Source organism: Micromonospora sp. NPDC005291 (genome assembly GCF_040607415.1).
Taxonomy (GTDB): Bacteria; Actinomycetota; Actinomycetes; order Mycobacteriales; family Micromonosporaceae; genus Micromonospora.
Window position 1 is genome coordinate 1 of sequence record NZ_JBEXGR010000012.1, and the last position, 18,625, is coordinate 18,625.

An 18,625-nucleotide genomic window follows, 5' to 3' on the forward strand; every position below is an offset into this window, starting at 1 on the left:
ATAAAGCCCGACCAGTCCGGGGTATAAATCATAATTGGCACTGGCTTTTAAAGCACCCTGTTGAGTTCTCAAAGAACAACCACACACCGACCAGAGCCCCACCTCAGTGGAACCCCAACTCGGGGCTTTTCGCACCGTGTCCCTGGCCGCTACCAGCGCCAGGCACTTTTACTACGTTACCCGCTGGTTTCCGCCGTGTCAAACCGATGTTTTGCGGTTCGTCATGCTTCATCCAGTCATGCGGGCACCATGTCTCGACCGGCTTACGCCGCTCTCGTCACGGATTCGGCAGGCCGGCCGTCGCGGTTTCCCGCGACCCGCCCGGTGCCCTGCCGGTTGGTAACCTTACCCGGTCGGTTTCGCCGCACCAAATCCGCCTCGCGGCGTTTCTGGCGGCTCCTCCCGGTCCGTGATCGGTGGGCGTGCCCGCCCGACCCCGAGGCCGTTGACCTGCGCTCCGGCCGCTTTAGGCTTTCGCCTGTTTCGTCCGTTCCGCGCTGGCAGAGAGAAAGTTACGCGTCCGGCGGGATGATCGTCAACTCCGCCGGACGCGTCCCCCGTCACATCGTCGACGGACGGCTATTCCCCCAGCTCAACGCCGGCGAACGAGCGCTTGCCACGCCGCAGCACCAGGTATCGCCCGTGCAGCAGCTCAGCCGGCGACACCCCGGCGTCCACTTCGGTCACCCTTTTGTTGTTGACGTAGGCGCCGCCCTCGGCGATCACCCGGCGAGCCTCCTTGAGGCCACTGACCAGCCCGGAATCGCGGAGCAGACCCGCCACATCCGGCAATTCGCCGGAGAGGCGCACCAGACCGGCTTCGGTCAGCGCCGCGCGCAGTGTCTCCGGGGCAAGGTCGTCCAGCGACCCCCGCCCGAAGAGCGCCTGACTGGCGGCGATCGCCTGTCGGGTTTCCTCGGGGCCGTGCACCAGACTTGTCAGCTCCTCGGCGAGCGCCCGCTGCGCCAAGCGGGCAGCCGGCCGCTCAGCGGTCGCCTTCGCCAGCTCCTCCAACTCGTCGCGCGACCGGAAGCTGAAGTAGCGCAGGTAGCGGTCCACCTCCTGGTCCTCGACGTTGACCCAGAACTGGTAGAACGCGTACGGGCTGGTCATCGTCGGGTCGAGCCAGACGGCGCCGCCCTCGCTCTTGCCGAACTTCGTGCCGTCGGCCTTGGTGACCAGCGGCGTGGTGAACGCCTGCACGGGCCCCGCGCCACGTCGACGGACGTAGTCGACGCCGGCGGTGATGTTGCCCCACTGGTCGGACCCGCCGAACTGGAGCTGACAGCCGTGCCGGCGGTTCAGCTCGAAGAAGTCGTTGGCCTGCAACAGCTGGTAGCTGAACTCGGTGAAGCTGATGCCCGTTTCCAGCCGGGCCCGCACGACCTCCCGGGCGAGCATCTTGTTCACCGGGAAGTGCTTGCCGACGTCACGGAGGAATTCGACGATCGACATCTCGCCGGTCCAGTCCAGGTTGTTGACCAACTGCGCGGCGTTGTCCCCGGTGTAGGACACGAAGGGCGCGAGCTGGTCACGGATCCTCTCCACCCAGCCGGCGATCACCTCGGTCGGGTTGAGAGCCCGTTCGGTGTTCTCCTTCGGGTCGCCGATCTGCCCGGTCGCCCCGCCGACCAGCAGCAACGGGCGGTGGCCGGCGAGTTGCAGCCGGCGGGCCATGAGGACCTGCATGAGGTTGCCGACGTGCAGGCTCGGCGCGGTGGGGTCGAAACCCACGTAATAGGTGGCGGCACTCCCACCGTCGAGCAGCTCGCGCAGCTCGTCGAGGCCGGTCGAGTCCTGGATCAGGCCACGCCAGAGCAGGTCATCGGTCAGGGAGGCCCGCCCGGGGGGCGGGAGTCTGCTGTCAGTCACGGTCACCGATTCTCCCCCATCGCCGGTGCCGACCCGTACCGGGTTTCGCGCAACCCGCCCCGGTTACGCTTGCGCCTTGTTGATCGAGGAGGGGTTCGCCGTGGAGATACCGGACATGACAGGTGGGTTCGTCGCCCTGCTCGGCCTGAAGTTCGAGGAGGCGAGCGCCGACCGGGTGGTCATCAGCTGGCAGGTCCGACCGGAGCTGCACCAGCCGTTCGGTATCCAGCACGGCGGGGTGTACTGCTCGGTCGTGGAGACCGCGGCCAGCGTCGGCGGCTCGCTCTGGCTGGCCGACCGGGGCACCGTCGTGGGGGTGTCGAACCAGACCGACTTCCTGCGGGCGGTGCGCGACGGCGAGCTGAGGGCGGTCGGCACGCCGGTGCACCGGGGACGCAGCCAGCAGCTCTGGCAGGTGGAGATCACCGACGCCGATGAGCGGCTGGTCGCCCGTGGTCAGGTCCGGCTGCAGAACCTCTCCCGCGACTGACCGGCCGCTCCCGGCAGGTCAGCTGCGGGCCTCGTCCAGCACCGGCTCGGTGTCCGCGTCGGTATCAGCGTCGGCGTCCACGGCGTCTTCGTCGGGAACCCGGCTGAGGCGTACCTCGGTGATGGCCCGGTGGTCGACGTCGGCCACGACCAGCACCCAGCCGTCCAGGGTGATGTCCTCCCCGGCGACGGTGGGGATGTGCCCGAGGTGGGTCAGGACCAGCCCGGCGACCGTGGTGTAGTCGCCGGCCGGCCGCGACGGCAGCTCGACGCCGACGTTCGGCAGGTCGTGCACCGGGAAGGTGCCGGGCAGCAGAAGCGCGCCGTCCGGTTCGCGGCGCACCGAGTATCCGTCCCGGTCGGTCTCGTCGTAGATCTCCCCGACGATTTCCTCCAGGATGTCCTCCAGCGTCACGATGCCGTCGACGGCGCCGCGCTCGTCCACGACCAGGGCGATGTGCTGGCGCTCGGCCTTGAACTGGCGCAGCGCGTCCACCACGGGCAGCGAGTCGGGCAGCAGCATCGGCGGCCGGGCGATGTCGTCGACCGGGCGGTCGTCGGGCACGCCCACCAGATCACGCAGGTGGATCACCCCGGCGGTGTCGTCCAGGCCGCCGTGGCGCACCACCGGCGCACGGGAGTGCCCGGTGGCGGCCAGCACCAGCCGCGCGGCCTCCGCGGTGGTCCCGCTGTCGAGCGTGAAGACCTGCAACCGGGGTACGAGGACCGCGCGCAACCGCCGGTCGGCGATCTCCACGGCGCCGGCGATGATGGTGCGCTGTTCCTTGGTGAAGCCGTGGTTGCCGGCGACGATGTCGCGTAGCTCGTCCGGGCCGATCTCCTCCGGCTGGTGCTTCGGGTTGAGCCCGAACAGGCGGACCACCAGGTCGCTGGTAGCGCCGAGCGCCCACACGGCCGGGCGGGTGAAGGTCGCGAGCAGGTCGAGCGGGCGGGCGACCAGCAGCGCCCAGCGCTCGGCGGACTGCATGGCGATCCGCTTGGGTGCCAACTCGCCGAAGACCAGGGTGACGAAGGTCAGCGCGAGGGTGACCACCACGATCGCCACCGTCTCGGCGGCGTTTCCGAACATCCCGAGCAGCGGTACGAGTGGCTTGGCCAGCGAGACCGCCGCCGCGGCGGAGGCCAGGAAGCCGGCCAGGGTGATGCCGATCTGAATGGTGGCCAGGAAGCGGTTCGGGTCCTTGGCGAGCCGGGCCAGCACCTGCCCCGCCCGGCTGGTGCGCTCCAACCGCTGGATCTGGCTGTCCCGCAGCGACACCAACGCCATCTCACTACCGGCGAAGAGCGCGTTGATCACGACCAGGATTCCGACCAGGGCCAGTTGGCTCCCGTAGCTCTGCACGCCCGGTTCGCTCCCTCGTGGTGGTGGCACCGGCCGGTACGCGCGGCGCCCGCCGGTCGGCGAGCCCGCCCGGCGTAGGCGTGTCTGTGCCCCGTCCGGCGCCGGCTGAATCCTGCCGCGGCGACGCTACGCCGAATCGGTCACCGGTGACGCCGGCAGATCGAGGACGTACGAGTCGCCCTCCGGGCGGAAGCCGAGCCGGTGGTAGTAGGGGGCGACCATCCGGGGCGGGCTCACCACCCGGTGGAAGCCCCGTTCGGTGAACAGGTGACTGCGCCGGTAGACGAACTCGCCCGGGGTGAAGTCCCGGAACTTTGGAGTCACGTAGTCCAGGTCGATCTGGGCGACTCCACGCGCCTCGGCGTGCGACAGCACCACCCCGACCACCTCGTCGGCGGTGACCACCAGGAACGCGGAGCCTCCCGAAGCGTCCGGGTCCCAGTGGAAGTCGGGATTGAACCGGGCGATGTCCGCGGCATGCACCCGCAGCGTGTGCGCGAGGAACTGATCGCCGACACCGACCTCCACCACCTGGTAGGTCTGCTCGTCGTGGCGGGTGGCGAGCATCCCGCGCAGGTACCAGATGTTGATCACCGCGAGAACGATGCTGAGCCCGACCATGGGCCAGACCTCGATCGCGGTGTTGTAGCCGATCAGCACGACACAGCCGACGAGGTTGAGCGCGCGCAGCCTCAGGACGCGCGACTGCAGCAGCGACCAGACCAGCACCGCCGAGCCGGCCCAGCCGACCAGATCCAACCAATTCACTCCGCGAGACTAGTGCCCACCCAGGTCAGAACCATCGGCGGGCAGCTCCAGCAGCCACTCCTCGACGTCTTCGCCACGGCCGTTGGCGTACCCCGAGTCTTCACCGACCACCACGAAGCCGCACTTGCGGAGCACCGCGAGGGAGGCGGCGTTGTCCTTGGCGGCACGGGCGTGCACCGGCCGGGGCAGCTCACGCAGCAGGGCGGCCAGGGCCGCCGTGGCATGGCCCCGGCCCCAGCGGGCCGGGTCGATCCAGTAGCTGACCTCGGTGCGGTCACCGTCCGGGAATGCGGTCACATAGCCGACCACCTCGCCGTCGACCTCGACGGTGCGGACCACATTCGCCGGGTCGGTGAGCACCCGGGCCCAGTGCCGGGCGAACTCACGGTGGTCGGACGGGTCCTTGGCGCCGAACGCGGCCATCCGGTTGGCCTCCGGATCCTGCTGGTGCAGGAAGAACTCCACGAGATCGTCCTCGCGGACCGGGCGCAACCGCACATCGGTGGTCATCCGACGAGGGTACGCAGCGGCGGTGACAGTTCGAGGCCTCCGGCCCGTCGACCGTGCTGGCTCAGGCGGCAACGGCCGCGACGGCCAGCACGGCGGCGGCCAGGGAGGTCGCCACCGACAGCACGCGACGCCACCGCACCCTCGCGTCGACCACCGGCAGGGCGGCCCACCGGGTCGCCGCGAGGGCCACCCCCGCCGCCGACAGGCCGACGCCGACCGGCCACAGCCAGGCCGGCACCACCGACCAGTCCCCCGTGCGGTGCCCGAGCCCGAGGTAGGCGAACGCCCACACCGCCGCCGCCGCCAGGGTCACCCGGTCCAGGCCGCTGCGGCGGACGGTGCGGAGCAGGGAGATCCCGCCGAGGAAGGTGAAGGCCAAGGCGAGACCGGCGCCGATCCACACCGTCACCGATGGTGCCGCCGCTGCGGCCTCCTCCTCCGGCAGCCCGAGCAGCCGCAGACCGATCGGCTCGACGCCCTTGTCGGTGTTGCCGAGCACCACGACCGCCCTGCCGGTGGCCCGCTCGAAGCCGACGTACGAGCGGAACCCGCTGGTCGCGCCGTTGTGCCAGACGATCTCGCGGTCGCCGTGGCGGGTGGTGAACCAGCCGTACCCGATGCGGTTGTCCTCGTCCTCGCTGAAGCGGGCGGTGGCGGCGTCGGCGCCGGGCGCGGTGCCGTCGAGGGTGGCCGCGACCAGGCGGGCCAGGTCCTCGGCGGTGGACCAGGGACCGACGCCGGCGGGGGCGTACCCGGCTCCCAGCCAGGGGTCGAGGGGGCGCCCGCCGGCCCGGCTTCCGTGGGCGCGGTCGGCCGGCAGGTCGTCGGCCCTCGTGGCGACCACGGTCGCGGTCATTGCGAGCGGTCGGAGAAGCCGTTCCTCCAGCAGGTCGGGGTACGCCACGCCGGCCTTCGCGGCGAGCGCCTGGCCGAGCACGGACGGGCCGAGGTTGGAGTAGTGGACCTCGCCCCGCCCGCCGTCGGGGGTGACCCGGTCGGCGGCGGTCCGGACACTGCCGACGTCCTGCCCGGCGTAGGGGTTGCCGCCGGAGATGTTGGACCAGAGGATGCGCGCCCAGCCCAGCGGCGAGCCGGGGGCCAGCCTGGGCAGGCCGGCCCGGTGACTGGACAGCTCGGCCAGGGTGACATCGCTGGCGGGGCCGGTGATGGTGGGCCACGTGGCGCCGAGCCGGTCGTCAGGGCGGACGACACCGGCGGCGGTTTGGTCGGCGAGGAGCATGCCGGTGAGCACCTTGGTGACCGAGCCGATCTCGAACGGGGTGCCGCTCTCGACGGGTCGACCGGCGACGTCCCGGTCGCCCAGGCCTGCGGTGCGGATCTGACCGTTCTCCACCAGGGCGACGGCGAGCCCGCGGTGTCCCTTCGGGTCGGGCACGGCGGCCCGGGCGGCGGCGGCAAGGTCGGAGTCGCCGGTGACCTGCGTGCCGAGCTGGGGGACGCGGGGCATCAGCGCGGCCCCGACGAGGCCGGCGACGAGCGCGACGAGGAGGGCGGTGACGACTGTTCTCCGCATGGTGATCCTTCGGGGTGATGTCCACCGTGGTGGTGCGGCGGTCGGGGGCTTCGACGGTGGCGGGCCGGGTTCAGCGGCCGGCTGCGGCGAGGATGGCCAGCAGTGGCACCACGCGTTCGGCGGGAACGGCGTACCGGCCTCGGCCGGCGCTGCGCAGCCAACCGGCGGCGGTGATCTGGCGCAGGTGATGGTGGAGCTGACCGGTGGTGCCCAGTTCCTCGATCTCGGCCAGCTCGCCGGTGCCCTGCCGGCCGCCGAGAACCTCCCGCAACAGCCGCAGCCGCACCGGGTGGGCCAGCGCGGACAGGGTGGCGGCCAGCTCCGTCCAGTCACCGGCGAGCAGGTCGTCGACGGTGCGCCCGTACTGCCAGTCGTAGTGCTGGTCGGCGACGGCGACGGTGCCGGTGTAAAGCACGGCGCCCGTGCTGTCGGGCGGCAGGCGCTGCTTGAGGCCGTCGAGGGCCCAGAACACGCCCTCGGGCGCGGGCGGCGTTGGCGGTGCCGCCATCAGTCGTTCGCTCAACGCGGCGACCTGTGTCTCCAGCGCGGCGAGCCGCTCTTCCACGATGCTCATACGTCGATACTACGCACATACGTATTTCCGTATGAACCAGGGTTGGCCCTGCGCCCCACGAGGGCCGTCTACCGAGTCGGTCCGTCTCCTCCCGGGTGCGTGACGCGGAGGGTCTTTGGTCCCGGGTCCCACGGGTGCAATGCCTCTGCCCAGGGTGATCGTGCTGCCGGAGGGTGAGACGGGACGGTGTGCCGGTGGCGCGCCGCGCGGGACGGGGAGGTCACTGGTGGCGACGACCGGCGGACGAGGCGGGATCCTGGAGGACCCCGTCGACCTGGGCGTCCCGGTCGGGCTCGACGCGGCCGAGGCCGCCGCCCGGCTGCGGGCGAACGGACCCAACACCGTGGCGCCGCCACCGCGCCGGCATGTGGCCGTACGGGTCCTGAACCAGCTCACCGACCCGCTGGTGGCGTTGCTGGTCGCCGCGGCCGTGGTCACCACTGTGCTCGGCGACTACCCGGACACCGCGGTGATCGTCCTGGTGGTGCTGGTGAACACGATCATCGGCGTGGTGCAGGAGGTCCGCGCGGACCGCGCCATCGCGGCGTTGGGCCAACTCGCCGCCCCCGCCGCCCGGGTGGTCCGTGACGGCCGGGATCTGGCGGTGCCCGCCGCCGAGCTGGTCCACGGCGATCTGGTCCGGATCGAGGCCGGCGACATCGTGCCGGCCGATCTGCTGCTGGTCGAGGCGAACCGGCTGCAACTGGATGAATCCGCGTTGAGCGGAGAGTCGGTGCCGGTGGGACGGACCGCCGGTCAGGAGGCGCTTGCCGGGACGGTGGTCACCACCGGACGCGCGGACGGCACCGTGCTCCGGACGGGCCCGGCGAGCGCGCTGGGCCGGATCAGCGCCCTGGTGGCGGGCACCCGGCCCACCGCCACACCGTTGCAGCGCCGGCTCTCCGCCCTGGGCCGCACGCTCGGGCTGGTCGCGGTCGCGCTGTCCGGGCTGGTGTTCGCGATCGGGGTGATCAGCGGCCGACCGGTGGTGGACATGGCCATCACGGCGGTGAGCCTGGTCGTCGCGGCGGTGCCCGAGTCACTGCCGGCGGTGGTGACCCTGGCACTGGCGCTCGGCGCACGACGGATGGCCGCCGCGCACGCCATCCCGCGCCGGCTGCACGCGGTGGAGACACTCGGCTCGGTGACCGTGATCGCCTCGGACAAGACCGGCACCCTCACCGAGGGGCGCATGGCGGTGCAGCGGGTGGTCACCACCGACGGAGCGCGATACGGGGTCTCCGGCAGCGGGTACGCCCCGCACGGCGGAGTGCACCAGGACGGCGCTGCGGTGGCCGTACCGGAGGAACTCCGCCGGCTGGCGCGGGCCGGGCTGCTCTGCAACGACGCGGCCCTGGCGCCTCCGGACGACGAACGACCCGACTGGGGCGCCGTGGGCGACCCCCTCGAAGCGGCGCTCGTCGCCTTCGCGGCCCGGTGCGGCCTCGACCCGCAGGACACCCGCGGCGCCTGGCCGCGCGTCGCCGAGCATCCGTTCGACCAGACCCAGCGTCGGATGGTCACCGTGCACCGCTCCTGCGACCAGCGCTACCTCGTGGTCTGCAAGGGCGCCCCGGAGAGCGTCCTCGGCGCACCCCTGCTCGACGCCACCGACGGCGAGATCGCCGCGCTGACCCGCACCGCCCACCAACTCGCCGGGGAAGGGCTGCGGGTGCTCGCCGTCGCCGCCGCCCTGGTGGACACGCTGCCGGACCCCGCCGCGCCGACCGGGTTGCGTCCGCTCGGGCTGGTCGCCGTCGGTGACCCGCTGCGCGCGGGCGCCCCCGAGATCGCCGACAGCCTCGACACCGCCGGGGTACGACTACTCTTGATCACCGGGGACCACCCGGCCACCGCCGCCGCGATCGGCGCTCAGCTCGGCCTGTGGCGCGAGGGCGACCCCCTCGCTCGTGGCGACGACGAGTCGGCGACGGCGCACCCGGACACCCGGATCTTCGCCCGAACCCAGCCGGAACAGAAGCTCGACATCATCGCCGACCTACAGTCCCGCGGACACGTGGTCGCGATGACCGGCGACGGGGTCAACGACGCGCCCGCGCTGCGCCGCGCCGACATCGGGGTGGCCATGGGCGGCGGCACCGAGGTCGCCCGGCAGGCAGCCGACCTGGTGCTGGTCGACGACGACCTCTCCACCGTGGCCACCGCCATCGGCGAGGGCCGCCGCATCTACGACAACATCCGCCGGTTCCTGCGCTACGCGCTGTCCGGCGGGGTGGCGGAGATCCTGGTGATGCTGATCGGCCCGCTGTTCGGGTTGGCCGTACCGCTGTTGCCCGCCCAGATCCTCTGGGTCAACCTACTGACCCACGGAGTGCCCGGGGTGGCACTCGGCGCCGAGCCGGCCGAGCCGGGGACGCTACGCCGAGCACCCCGCTCGCCGCAGGAGTCGGTGCTCGGCGCCGGGCTGGGCCGGGACGTCCTGCTCACCGGCGCCCTGATCGCCGCCGTTGTGCTCGGCGCCGGGGTGTTCGCCGCCCACCGGGACCTACCCTGGCAGTCAGTGGTCTTCGTGGTGCTCGGGCTGGCCCAGCTCGGCGTGGCGCTGGCGGTCCGGGCACCCCGGCCTGCGGGCGCCCGACGCGGCAACCCGGGCCTCCTCATCGCGGTCGCGGTGTCGGCGCTCCTTCAGGTCGCCGGGGTGCTGCTCGCCCCGCTGCGGGAGCTGCTCGGCACCGACCCGCTGACACCGACCGTGCTGCTGGCCTGCGCGGCGGTCAGCGCCCTGCCCGGGCTGGCGCTGCGGCTGACCCGCCGCCCGGCCGACACCGCGAGCTGACGCGACACGGTGACGGGACCAATGACCCCCGGTCCCTTGCCGTCCGCCTCTGACCAGCCGGCCGGCACTGCACGAGGATGAGAACGGACGAAGGAGGACGTGATGACCATCAGACCCGGCGCACCCGTGGTGGTAGCTGTGGACGGTTCGGCATCGGCGCTGGAGGCGGTGCGGGTCGCCGCCCGGGAGGCCGTGACGCGAGGCCGCCCACTGCGGGTGGTGCACGCGTTCATCTGGCCGCTCTACGACGTGTCGCTCGCGCCGGCGCCGGGCGCTCCCCTGCACGCCGGTCTTCGCCACGAGGCGGAACAGTTTGTCGCCGAGGCGGTGACCGAGGCCGGCAAGGTCGCGCCAGAACTCACCGTCACCAGCGCGGTGGTCGACGGCGCGGCCACGCCGGTGCTGCTGACCCATTCCCGGGACGCGGTGCTGCTGGTGCTCGGCAGCCGCGGCCTGGGCGGCTTCGGTGGGCTGCTGATCGGCTCGGTGGCGGTGCAGGTCTCCGCCCACGCCGACTGCCCGGTGCTGGTCGTCAAGGGTGAGGGCCGCGCCGACGGGCCGGTCCTGGTCGGGGTCGACGGCTCGGACCTGTCCACCGAGGCACTGAAGTTCGCCTTCGAGGAAGCCTCGTTGCGCGGCACCGATCTGGTGGCCGTGCACGCCTGGATCATCCCGGTCGCGCCGAGCGACCTCCTACCGGTGGCGTACGACGTGGAAGCGCTCGTCGCCGAGGAGGAGCGGGTGCTCGCCGAGGCCCTCGCCGGTTGGTCCGAGCGGTACCCCGACGTGCCCGTGCGGCACCGCGTGGCGTACGGCGCGCCGGCGCGGATGCTGGTGGAGGAGTCGGCCACGGCGCAGCTCACCGTGGTCGGGGCGCGCGGCCGAGGAGCGCTGGCCGGCATGCTGCTCGGCTCGGTGAGCCACGCGGTGCTGCACCACTCGCAGAGCCCGGTGGCGATCGTCCGGCGTCGCCGCGAAGACCGCAAAGACCGCAAAGACTGACACTGTGCCCCCGGCCGCGCCGGCCGCTGCCCGACCGGCGCGGACCGGCGTTCGGTTGGTTCCGTGCCGGCGAGTTCGGCGGCGGGGCGGGGGTGCACCGCCGACAATGAGCTGACCGACCCTGGGAGAGCCGATGAATCGACCTGTCGTGGTGGGTGTGGACGGGTCGCCGTCCAGCCTCGTCGCCGCGGAGCACGCCGCCCGCGCCGCCCTGCTCCGATCCCGGCCGCTACACCTGGTGCACGGCTACCTGCACCCGCTCGGCTACGGCGTGCCGCTCAACCCGTACGACATCGGGGTTCCGGCGCCCTCCGAGGAGGCGCAGAAGATGTTGGAGCGCACGGCGGCCGACCTGGCCGACCGCTGGCCCGGCCTGGTTGTCGAGGTACGCCAGGTCGCTGGCGGTCCCGGCATCACCATGATCGAGGAGTCCCGCCGGGCCGACCTGGTCGTGGTGGGCACCCGAGGGCTGGGCGGGTTCGCCGGGCTACTGCTCGGCTCGGTGGGCGCGCAGGTGGCCGCGCACGCGCACTGCCCGGTGCTGGTGGTCCGCCCGGACGAGCAGCCGGTGCCGGCGGACGCCCCGGTGCTGGTCGGCGTGGACGGGTCCGAGTCGTCGCGGCTCGCCGCGAGCTACGGCGCCGACGAGGCAGCGCTGCGGGATGTGCCGCTCGTGCTGGTGCACGTCGGCCCGCCGGGCGGGGGCCGGCCGGTGCCGGAGGAGCCCGAGGAGTCGCAGGCCGTGTTCCAGGCCGAGGCGGTCCGGCTGCTGGCCGACGCCTCCGCCGCGGTCCGCGCCGAGCACCCCGACCTGGTCGTGCGCGAGCATCCGGTCCGGGCGGCCGGCACGGCCGAGGGGCTCATCGAGGCCAGCGGCACGGCGTCGCTGCTGGTCGTGGGCACCCGGGGCCGGGCCGGATTCGCCGGAATGCTGCTCGGCTCGGTCAGCCAGGCGGCGATCCAGCACGCGCGCTGCCCGGTGCTGGTCGCCCACCCCTACCCGGTCAGCTGACCGTCGCGTCGTCGCCCCGGCCGAGCATCTGGAGGAAATCGGTGGTGAGGGCGAACGGATCGGCGGGGCCACTGGCCGGTGGCCGACGCTCGACCTGGTCGGCCAACTCCCCAGCCCCGCGCAGGATCCGACCGCGCAACGCTCCGTCGGCGGTGCCATCGGACCAGTCCTCCGGGGCGGCGAAGACCGCGGTGGGGACCACCACCGCCCGCAGGTAGCTGAACATCGGGCGGACGGCGTGCTCCAGTGCCAGCGAGTGCCGGGCGGTGCCGCCGGTTGCCCCGATCAGCACCGGCCGGTCGACCAGCGACCCGGCGTCCAGTACGTCGAAGAAGGACTTGAACAGCCCGTTGAACGAGGCGCTGAAGATCGGGGTGACGGCGATGATGCCGTCCGCTCCGGTCACCGCGTCGATGGCCTTGCGCAGCGCTGCCGGCGGGAACCCGGTGAGCATGTTGTTCACCACGTCGTGGGCGTACTCCCGCAGGTCGACGACGTGCAGCTCCACCTCGGAGCCGCGCCGGACCAACTCGTCGCGGGTAGCCGCGGCGAGCTGGTCGGCGAGCAGCCGAGTCGACGAGGGCTGACTCAGCCCCGCGGAGACCACGGCCAGGGTCCGACGGGTCATCGGGCCACCTCCGGTGCCTTGCCCGTCACGTCGTCGACGGCGTGGACGGTGCTGTCCTTGGCGCCGCCGGCCGCGGCGACCAGCGAGGCGTGGGTCGGCGCCTCCGGGACGTGCGCCGGACGCAGCGCGGCGAACTCCTTGCGCAGCACCGGCACGACCTCCTCACCGAGCAGGTCGAGCTGCTCCAGCACGATCTTCAGCGGCAACCCGGCGTGGTCCATCAGGAACAGCTGCCGCTGGTAGTCACCGACGTACTCACGGAAGCCCAGCGTCCGGTCGATGACCTGCTGCGGGCTGCCCACGGTCAGCGGGGTCTCCCGGGTGAACTCCTCCATCGACGGCCCGTGCCCGTAGACCGGGGCGTTGTCGAAGTACGGACGGAACTCCTTGACCGCGTCCTGCGAGTTGCGCCGCATGAACACCTGCCCGCCGAGGCCGACGATGGCCTGGTCGGCGGTGCCGTGGCCGTAGTGCGCGTACCGCTCGCGGTAGAGACTGATCATCCGCTCGGTGTGCTCCTTCGGCCAGAAGATGTGGTTGGCGAAGAAGCCGTCCCCGTAGTACGCGGCCTGCTCGGCGATCTCCGGGCTGCGGATCGAGCCGTGCCAGACGAACGGGGGCACACCGTCGAGCGGGCGCGGCGTCGAGGTGAACGACTGCAGCGGCGTGCGGTAGCGACCCTTCCAGTCGACCACGTCCTCGCGCCACAGCCGGCGCAGCAGGTCGTAGTTCTCGATCGCGAGGGGAATTCCGGCGCGGATGTCCTTGCCGAACCACGGGTAGACCGGCCCGGTGTTGCCCCGGCCCATCATCAGGTCCACCCGGCCGTCGGACAGGTGCTGGAGCATCGCGTAGTCCTCGGCGATCTTCACCGGGTCGTTGGTGGTGATCAGCGTGGTCGCGGTGGACAGCAGCAGCCGCTCGGTGCGCGCCGCGATGTGGCCGAGCATGGTGGTCGGTGACGAGGGAACGAACGGCGGGTTGTGGTGCTCACCGGCGGCGAAGACGTCCAGACCGACCTCTTCGGCCTTGAGCGCGATGGCGACCATCGCCTTGATCCGCTCATGCTCGGTCGGCTCCCGACCGGTGGTCGGGTCGACCGTGACGTCGCCGACGGTGAAGACTCCGAACTGCATGACCAGCTCCTCGCGTGTCGAACCGGATTCCTCCGTGGTACCCGGACGCAGCTCACAACTTATTTGACGAGTCAACTATTCCGTCGGCGGGACGGCTCGCAGTGGCGCCCATCACTCCGGAAACGGACGCTGGGGGCAACCGACCCCGCGATCCGGAAGCCAAACCGGACAAAGCGCTCGATGGCGCGGCGCACAGCCGGGCTGAGCGGCCTGGCCGCCGTTTGCTGGCCACCCTCGTCGTCGCGGCAGGCGATCGACTCCAGGTCCGCGACGTGGGGGCATCTGGTCGCCAGGACACCGCCACGTCGCCGATCTGGAGTGGAAGGCACGGCGAGCGGCCAGGTAGACCGCGAGTGGCACGGGCGCCTCAGCCGCCCGCGACCGAGGGCAGCACCTGCACCTCCGCGTCGTCGCCGACCGGGGTGGCCAGACCGCCGGAGTGCCGGCAATCTTCCCCGTCGACGAAGACGTTGACGTAACGGCGCAGCTCACCGCGTTCGTCACGGATCCGCCGGGCCAGCCGCGGATGATCGGCGGCCAACTCGTCGAGGACCGCCCGCAGCGTCCCGGCGGCGGTGACGTTCAGCCGACTGGCGCCGCCGGCCTCACCGCGCAGCGGACCGGGCAGCAGCACGGTGACCACGCTCAGACCGCCGCGGCCCGGACGCAGAGCACGTCGGGAAGGTGCGCCGCCACCAGGGACCAGGAGTCGCCCTCGTCGCGGCTGGCATAGACCGAGCCGGAGCGGGTGCCGAAGTAGACCCCACCGGGGGTGGCGTCATCAGCGCACATCGCGTCGCGCAGCACCGCCGGGTAGAACGGCCCCTCGGGCAGCCCCACCGACAGCGGCTCCCATTTGCCGCCAGCGTCGGCGGAACGGAACACCCGGCAGCGGTGGTCGGTCGGGAACCGCTCGCTGTCGGCCACCAACGGGAAGGTCCACACCATGCCGCTGCGCCCCGGGTGGGCCACCATCGGGAAGCCGAAGTCGCTGGGCAGCCCGTCGGCGATCGAGGACCAGGTGCGACCGTCGTCGTCGGAGCGGTAGACGCCGTGGTGGTTCTGCGCGTACAGCCGTTCGGGGTTGCCGGCGTCCCGAGCGACCTTGTGCACACACTGCCCGAACTCCGGCCACTCGTCGGGCATGAAGTAGGCGCGGATGCCGGTGTTGCCCGGTGCCCAGCTCGCCCCCGCGTCCTGCGAGCGGTAGACGCCGCCGGTGGACATGGCGACCAGCAGCCGGGCCGGGTCACGCGGGTGAGGCAGCACGGTGTGCACGGCCTGACCGCCGAAGCCGGCCCCCCACTGGGGGCGGTGCGGGTGGTCCCACAGGGAGCGGACCAGCTCGAAGCTGCGGCCACCGTCGGTGGACCGGAACAGCGCCGAGGGCTCGGTGCCGGCCCAGACCACGTCCGGCTCGTCGGGGCCGGCGGGCGTCAGCTGCCAGACCCGCCCGAGGGAGACCCCGGTGTCGGCCGGAAAGGCGACCGGCGCCTGGTCGGGCTCGTCCCAGGAGGCACCGAGGTCGTCGCTGGTGGCGACGCTGGGCCCGAAGTGTGAGCTGGTCACCCCGGCGAGCAACCGCGGGGTGGGGCGGCGCGTGTCGACCGCGACCGCGTAGACACCGGTCATCGGGAAGTGCGGGCCGGTGATCTCCCAGTTGCGCCGGTCGTCGCCGCTGGTGGCGAGAAACAAACCCTTGGCCGTGCCGATCGCGAGCAGCGTTGCCATGACGTCCTCCGAACCGTCGGTGAGCAGGTGCGGTGATTATGGCCACACCCCCCGACACATTCGTCGGACACACGTCGGCGGGTCAGCGCCGGGTGCGGGGCACGTGTCGCCGGTACACACTGACCGTCGGGTCGCCGTCGAGCCAGAACCGCCACGGCAGATCGTGCGCGCCGGTCACACCGACCCGCGGACCGGCGACCACCGCCTCCGGCGGCACCGGCCGCGTCGGCGGACGCAACCGGACCGGCCCGTCGCCCAGCAGATACCCGCCGTACGCCGAACGGTCGATGCCGAGCGTGGCGCAGAGCCGGGCCGGACCGCGGGCCAGGTCCACGTCCCGACGCACGGCCGGTCGGCGATCCCGAGCGGTAGGCAGGCCGTCCACCACCTCCCCGGCGCGCACCAGCACCGCGGCGGCCTCCCCCTCCACCCCGGTGACCACGTTCATGCACCAGTGCATCCCGTAGGTGAAATAGACGTAGGCGTGCCCAGCCGGCCCGAACATCACCGCGTTGCGTGGCGTGCGCCCCCGGTGGGCGTGCGAGGCCGGGTCACCGGCGGTGCCGGCGTACGCCTCGACCTCGGTGATCCCGACGGTGACGCCGCCGGCGTGCAGCTGGCAGCCCAGCAGCCCGCGCGCGGCCGGTAGCAGCGGACCGGCGAGCAGGTCTGCCAGCGCCGCCACGTCGGCGTCGGTGGCGTCCGCGCCGGGCAACAGATCCATGACCCGACGGTACCCAGCCGGGCCGCGAACCCCACGCGCGGACACCCAATCGTTGAACGTTCTGTTGACAATGTTCCGTTGAGGGTGTGTGCTCGGGGCATGACGACGGACGATCCGTTCACCGCGCCCCACCCCGCCCACGCCCGCGCCCACCGCACCCACGAGGCACTGCAGCGGATCAGCGATCGGCACGCCAGCACCGACACCCAGCGTGGGCGCTGGGCCCACCCGTACGTGCTGGACCCGTGGGAGGCGGTGGCCCTGGTCACCGCGTTGGCCGCGGGCGGAGCGGAGCGGGAGCCGGCGGAGGAGCCGGTCGACGCCGCCGACCTCACCGCCGCGCTGACCCTGCTGCCGCACGTCCGCGCCGAGGTGGACGCCCTGGAGGCGGGCCTGTTGACGCTGGCCCGCGACCGCGGGCTGACCTGGCAGGCGATCGCGTACGGGCTGGGCCTGGGCAGCGCGCAGGCCGCCCGACAGCGCTACGAGCGGGTCGCCGCCCGTTCGGCCGAGCAGACCGACTGACCGCCACCCGGCGACCGGACGGGCGGACCGGCGCACAGTGTGCCGACGGGCGGGCACACTGTGCGCACGACGAGGAGGCACCCATGGAGCGCACGGAGATGCTGACGTACTGCCTGGCCAAGCCGGGAGCGTGGCTGGACCGGCCGTGGGAGGGCGACGAGGTGGTGAAGGTCGGCAGTCGGATCTTCGCGTTCCTCGGCAGCGGCGAAGGAAAGCCGACGGTCGGCATCAAGTGCGGGCCGACCCGGGAGGTTGCCGACGAGTGGCTGCACCGGCACCCCGACGACGCCCGGGTGATGGCCTACATCGGTCGGTCCGGCTGGAACACGCTGCGCCTGGACGGCGGGATCGACGACGAGGAGCTGACCGAGGCGGTCGACGCGTCGTACGACATGGTGGTGGCCAAGCTCCCGAAGCGGGAGCGCCCGGCGGCCTGAACCGGCCGGGGCGCCGGCGGCATGCGCCGACGCCACGGCGAGGTCAGCGCGGTACGACTCGTTCGGTGGCCCACTCCCGCCAGCCAACCAGCTGGTCCGCCGCAGCGGCGAGCTGGTCGGCGACCGGGCCGGGGCCGGTGGAACCGGGGGTGGTCCGGGCCGCGAGGGCCGAACGGACCGAGAGCACATCGCGCACCGACGGGTCGAGGTGCGTGCTGACCGCGGCGAGATCCTCATCGGAGACCTCCTCCAGCTCGCACTCCCGGGCCGCGCAGAGCGCCACCAGCCGGCCGGTGATCTCGTGCGCGTCACGGAACGGCACGTTGCGCCGGACCAGCCAGTCGGCAACCTCGGTGGCCAGGGAGAAGCCGACCGGGGCGGCGGCGACGAGGCGGTCCACCCGGACCGTCATCGTGGAGATCATTCCCGCCAGGGCCGGGAGCAGCAGCTCCAGGGTGTCGACCGCGTCGAAGGCCGGCTCCTTGTCCTCCTGCATGTCCCGGTCGTAGGTCATCGGCAGACCCTTGAGCATGGTGAGCACGGTTACCAGGCCGCCGACCAGCCGGCCGGACTTGCCGCGGGCCAGCTCGGCGATGTCCGCGTTCTTCTTCTGCGGCATGATCGACGAGCCGGTGGCGAAGGAGTCGTCCAGCTCCACCCAGCCGAACTCGTGCGACGTCCAGAGCACGACCTCCTCGCCGAGACGGGACAGGTGCACCCCGATCAGGGCGGTGGTGAAGAGGAACTCGGCGACGAAGTCCCGGTCGGCGACCGCGTCCATCGAGTTGGCGAAGGACGTGCGGAAGCCCAGCTCCTTCGCCACGGCCACGGGGTTCAGTGGCAGCCCGGAGCCCGCCAGCGCGCCCGCGCCGAGCGGGCTGATCGCCGCCCGGTGGTCCCAGTCGCGCATCCGCTCCAGGTCACGCAGCAGCGGCTGCACGTGAGCGAGCAACCAGTGCCCGAACGTGACCGGCTGGGCGTGCTGGAGGTGGGTCATGCCGGGCGCGGCGGTGTCGATGTGTCGCTCGGCCTGCTCGACGAGCGCGTCGGCCAGCTCCACGAGCCGGCTGGCCACGCCCCGGGCGTGGTCGCGCAGGTAGAGCCGCAGGTCCGTGGCGACCTGGTCGTTGCGGGACCGGCCGGCGCGCAGCTTGCCGCCGAGGCTGCCGAGGCGCTCCAGCAGCCCGCGCTCCAGCGCGGTGTGCACGTCCTCGTCGTCGATGGTGGGGCGGAACGACCCGGAGGCGCAGGCGGCCTCCAGGTCATCCAGGGCGGCCAGGATCCGGCCCAACTCCTCGGGGTCGAGCAGGCCGGCACCGGCGAGGACCCGGGCGTGCGCCCGGGAACCAGCGATGTCGTACGGGGCCAGACGCCAGTCGAACTGCACGCTCACCGACAGTCGGGCGAGCGCCTCGGCGGGGCCACCGGCGAACCGGCCACCCCACAGGCTGGTCCGGTTGGTGGCGGCGCTGTTCTCGGTGAGGCTCTTGTCGTCCACCCCACCCATTGTGGTCCCCATGGTC

18 protein-coding genes are annotated in these 18,625 nt (G+C 72.4%); 6 read left to right on the top strand and 12 right to left on the bottom strand.

Going from position 1 to position 18,625, the window contains the following annotated elements; all coding sequences use genetic code 11:
* Positions 1–579: 579 nt before the first annotated feature.
* Positions 580–1,872 carry a tyrosine--tRNA ligase gene (gene tyrS / locus ABZT18_RS17515; RefSeq protein WP_354993614.1) on the bottom strand — a complete coding sequence of 431 codons (1,293 nt, stop codon included), beginning with the start codon at positions 1,870–1,872 and terminating at the stop codon, positions 580–582.
* Between the two features lie 115 nt (positions 1,873–1,987).
* Here tyrS and ABZT18_RS17520 point away from each other — a divergent pair, with 115 nt between their 5' ends.
* Positions 1,988–2,362: a PaaI family thioesterase gene (locus ABZT18_RS17520; RefSeq protein WP_354994036.1), complete on the top strand. Its 375-nt coding sequence runs from the start codon at positions 1,988–1,990 to the stop codon at positions 2,360–2,362.
* An 18-nt stretch (positions 2,363–2,380) separates the two neighbouring features.
* Here ABZT18_RS17520 and ABZT18_RS17525 read toward each other — a convergent pair whose 3' ends face one another.
* The 5 genes from ABZT18_RS17525 to ABZT18_RS17545 form a co-directional block, all read right to left on the bottom strand.
* Positions 2,381–3,724 (bottom strand): hemolysin family protein, encoded by a 1,344-nt coding sequence (locus ABZT18_RS17525; protein ID WP_354993615.1) that lies wholly within the window; start codon positions 3,722–3,724, stop codon positions 2,381–2,383.
* Positions 3,725–3,850: 126 nt separating this feature from the next.
* Positions 3,851–4,492: a hypothetical protein gene (locus ABZT18_RS17530; RefSeq protein ID WP_355251835.1), complete on the bottom strand. Its 642-nt coding sequence runs from the start codon at positions 4,490–4,492 to the stop codon at positions 3,851–3,853.
* Positions 4,493–4,501: 9 nt separating this feature from the next.
* Positions 4,502–5,002, bottom strand: coding sequence for a GNAT family N-acetyltransferase (locus tag ABZT18_RS17535; protein WP_354993617.1), 501 nt, complete (start codon positions 5,000–5,002; stop codon positions 4,502–4,504).
* A 61-nt stretch (positions 5,003–5,063) separates the two neighbouring features.
* A complete protein-coding gene (locus tag ABZT18_RS17540) occupies positions 5,064–6,536 on the bottom strand; it encodes a serine hydrolase domain-containing protein (protein ID WP_354993618.1) in 1,473 nt (490 codons plus the stop codon).
* A gap of 70 nt (positions 6,537–6,606) precedes the next feature.
* On the bottom strand, positions 6,607–7,110 hold the full coding sequence (locus ABZT18_RS17545; RefSeq protein ID WP_354993619.1) for a helix-turn-helix domain-containing protein: 504 nt from the start codon (positions 7,108–7,110) through the stop codon (positions 6,607–6,609).
* A 226-nt stretch (positions 7,111–7,336) separates the two neighbouring features.
* On the opposite strand from ABZT18_RS17545, the gene ABZT18_RS17550 reads away from it, so the two are divergent.
* The 3 genes from ABZT18_RS17550 to ABZT18_RS17560 all read left to right on the top strand — a co-directional run bounded on the left by ABZT18_RS17550 (position 7,337) and on the right by ABZT18_RS17560 (position 11,921).
* Positions 7,337–9,907 (top strand): cation-transporting P-type ATPase, encoded by a 2,571-nt coding sequence (locus ABZT18_RS17550; protein WP_355251838.1) that lies wholly within the window; start codon positions 7,337–7,339, stop codon positions 9,905–9,907.
* Between the two features lie 102 nt (positions 9,908–10,009).
* Positions 10,010–10,909 carry a universal stress protein gene (locus ABZT18_RS17555; protein ID WP_355251841.1) on the top strand — a complete coding sequence of 300 codons (900 nt, stop codon included), beginning with the start codon at positions 10,010–10,012 and terminating at the stop codon, positions 10,907–10,909.
* 133 nt (positions 10,910–11,042) lie between these two features.
* On the top strand, positions 11,043–11,921 hold the full coding sequence (locus ABZT18_RS17560) for a universal stress protein (RefSeq protein ID WP_355251844.1): 879 nt from the start codon (positions 11,043–11,045) through the stop codon (positions 11,919–11,921).
* Here the strand turns inward: ABZT18_RS17560 and ABZT18_RS17565 are convergent.
* The 5 genes from ABZT18_RS17565 to ABZT18_RS17585 all read right to left on the bottom strand — a co-directional run bounded on the left by ABZT18_RS17565 (position 11,914) and on the right by ABZT18_RS17585 (position 16,140).
* Positions 11,914–12,549 (bottom strand): FMN reductase, encoded by a 636-nt coding sequence (locus ABZT18_RS17565; protein ID WP_354993623.1) that lies wholly within the window; start codon positions 12,547–12,549, stop codon positions 11,914–11,916. The genes ABZT18_RS17560 and ABZT18_RS17565 overlap by 8 nt on opposite strands.
* Positions 12,546–13,685: an LLM class flavin-dependent oxidoreductase gene (locus tag ABZT18_RS17570; protein WP_354993624.1), complete on the bottom strand. Its 1,140-nt coding sequence runs from the start codon at positions 13,683–13,685 to the stop codon at positions 12,546–12,548. Before ABZT18_RS17570 ends, ABZT18_RS17565 begins: the two co-directional genes overlap by 4 nt.
* A gap of 367 nt (positions 13,686–14,052) precedes the next feature.
* Positions 14,053–14,328, bottom strand: coding sequence for a ubiquitin-like small modifier protein 1 (locus tag ABZT18_RS17575; protein ID WP_354993625.1), 276 nt, complete (start codon positions 14,326–14,328; stop codon positions 14,053–14,055).
* 2 nt (positions 14,329–14,330) lie between these two features.
* Positions 14,331–15,416, bottom strand: coding sequence for an exo-alpha-sialidase (locus ABZT18_RS17580; RefSeq protein ID WP_354993626.1), 1,086 nt, complete (start codon positions 15,414–15,416; stop codon positions 14,331–14,333).
* Positions 15,417–15,498: 82 nt separating this feature from the next.
* Positions 15,499–16,140: a DNA-3-methyladenine glycosylase gene (locus ABZT18_RS17585; protein ID WP_354993627.1), complete on the bottom strand. Its 642-nt coding sequence runs from the start codon at positions 16,138–16,140 to the stop codon at positions 15,499–15,501.
* 99 nt (positions 16,141–16,239) lie between these two features.
* Here ABZT18_RS17585 and ABZT18_RS17590 point away from each other — a divergent pair, with 99 nt between their 5' ends.
* Positions 16,240–16,665, top strand: a complete 426-nt coding sequence (locus tag ABZT18_RS17590) for a DNA-binding protein (protein WP_354993628.1) — start codon at positions 16,240–16,242, stop codon at positions 16,663–16,665.
* 83 nt (positions 16,666–16,748) lie between these two features.
* On the top strand, positions 16,749–17,102 hold the full coding sequence (locus tag ABZT18_RS17595) for an MmcQ/YjbR family DNA-binding protein (RefSeq protein WP_354993629.1): 354 nt from the start codon (positions 16,749–16,751) through the stop codon (positions 17,100–17,102).
* A 43-nt stretch (positions 17,103–17,145) separates the two neighbouring features.
* Here the strand turns inward: ABZT18_RS17595 and argH are convergent, their stop codons facing one another.
* Positions 17,146–18,609: an argininosuccinate lyase gene (gene argH, locus ABZT18_RS17600; protein WP_354994037.1), complete on the bottom strand. Its 1,464-nt coding sequence runs from the start codon at positions 18,607–18,609 to the stop codon at positions 17,146–17,148.
* Between the last annotated feature and the right edge of the window lie 16 nt (positions 18,610–18,625).

What these genes read in the sequence shown, in the direction of transcription:
- ABZT18_RS17570 (WP_354993624.1), bottom strand. Translation starts at nt 13,685, where the DNA reads ATGCAGTTCGGAGTCTTCACCGTCGGCGACGTCACGGTCGACCCGACC.
- ABZT18_RS17540 (WP_354993618.1), bottom strand. Translation starts at nt 6,536, where the DNA reads ATGCGGAGAACAGTCGTCACCGCCCTCCTCGTCGCGCTCGTCGCCGGC.
- ABZT18_RS17545 (WP_354993619.1), bottom strand. Translation starts at nt 7,110, where the DNA reads ATGAGCATCGTGGAAGAGCGGCTCGCCGCGCTGGAGACACAGGTCGCC.
- ABZT18_RS17585 (WP_354993627.1), bottom strand. Translation starts at nt 16,140, where the DNA reads ATGGATCTGTTGCCCGGCGCGGACGCCACCGACGCCGACGTGGCGGCG.
- ABZT18_RS17590 (WP_354993628.1), top strand. Translation starts at nt 16,240, where the DNA reads ATGACGACGGACGATCCGTTCACCGCGCCCCACCCCGCCCACGCCCGC.
- ABZT18_RS17595 (WP_354993629.1), top strand. Translation starts at nt 16,749, where the DNA reads ATGGAGCGCACGGAGATGCTGACGTACTGCCTGGCCAAGCCGGGAGCG.
- ABZT18_RS17555 (WP_355251841.1), top strand. Translation starts at nt 10,010, where the DNA reads ATGACCATCAGACCCGGCGCACCCGTGGTGGTAGCTGTGGACGGTTCG.
- ABZT18_RS17520 (WP_354994036.1), top strand. Translation starts at nt 1,988, where the DNA reads ATGACAGGTGGGTTCGTCGCCCTGCTCGGCCTGAAGTTCGAGGAGGCG.
- ABZT18_RS17565 (WP_354993623.1), bottom strand. Translation starts at nt 12,549, where the DNA reads ATGACCCGTCGGACCCTGGCCGTGGTCTCCGCGGGGCTGAGTCAGCCC.
- ABZT18_RS17580 (WP_354993626.1), bottom strand. Translation starts at nt 15,416, where the DNA reads ATGGCAACGCTGCTCGCGATCGGCACGGCCAAGGGTTTGTTTCTCGCC.
- ABZT18_RS17535 (WP_354993617.1), bottom strand. Translation starts at nt 5,002, where the DNA reads ATGACCACCGATGTGCGGTTGCGCCCGGTCCGCGAGGACGATCTCGTG.
- argH (WP_354994037.1), bottom strand. Translation starts at nt 18,609, where the DNA reads ATGGGTGGGGTGGACGACAAGAGCCTCACCGAGAACAGCGCCGCCACC.
- ABZT18_RS17560 (WP_355251844.1), top strand. Translation starts at nt 11,043, where the DNA reads ATGAATCGACCTGTCGTGGTGGGTGTGGACGGGTCGCCGTCCAGCCTC.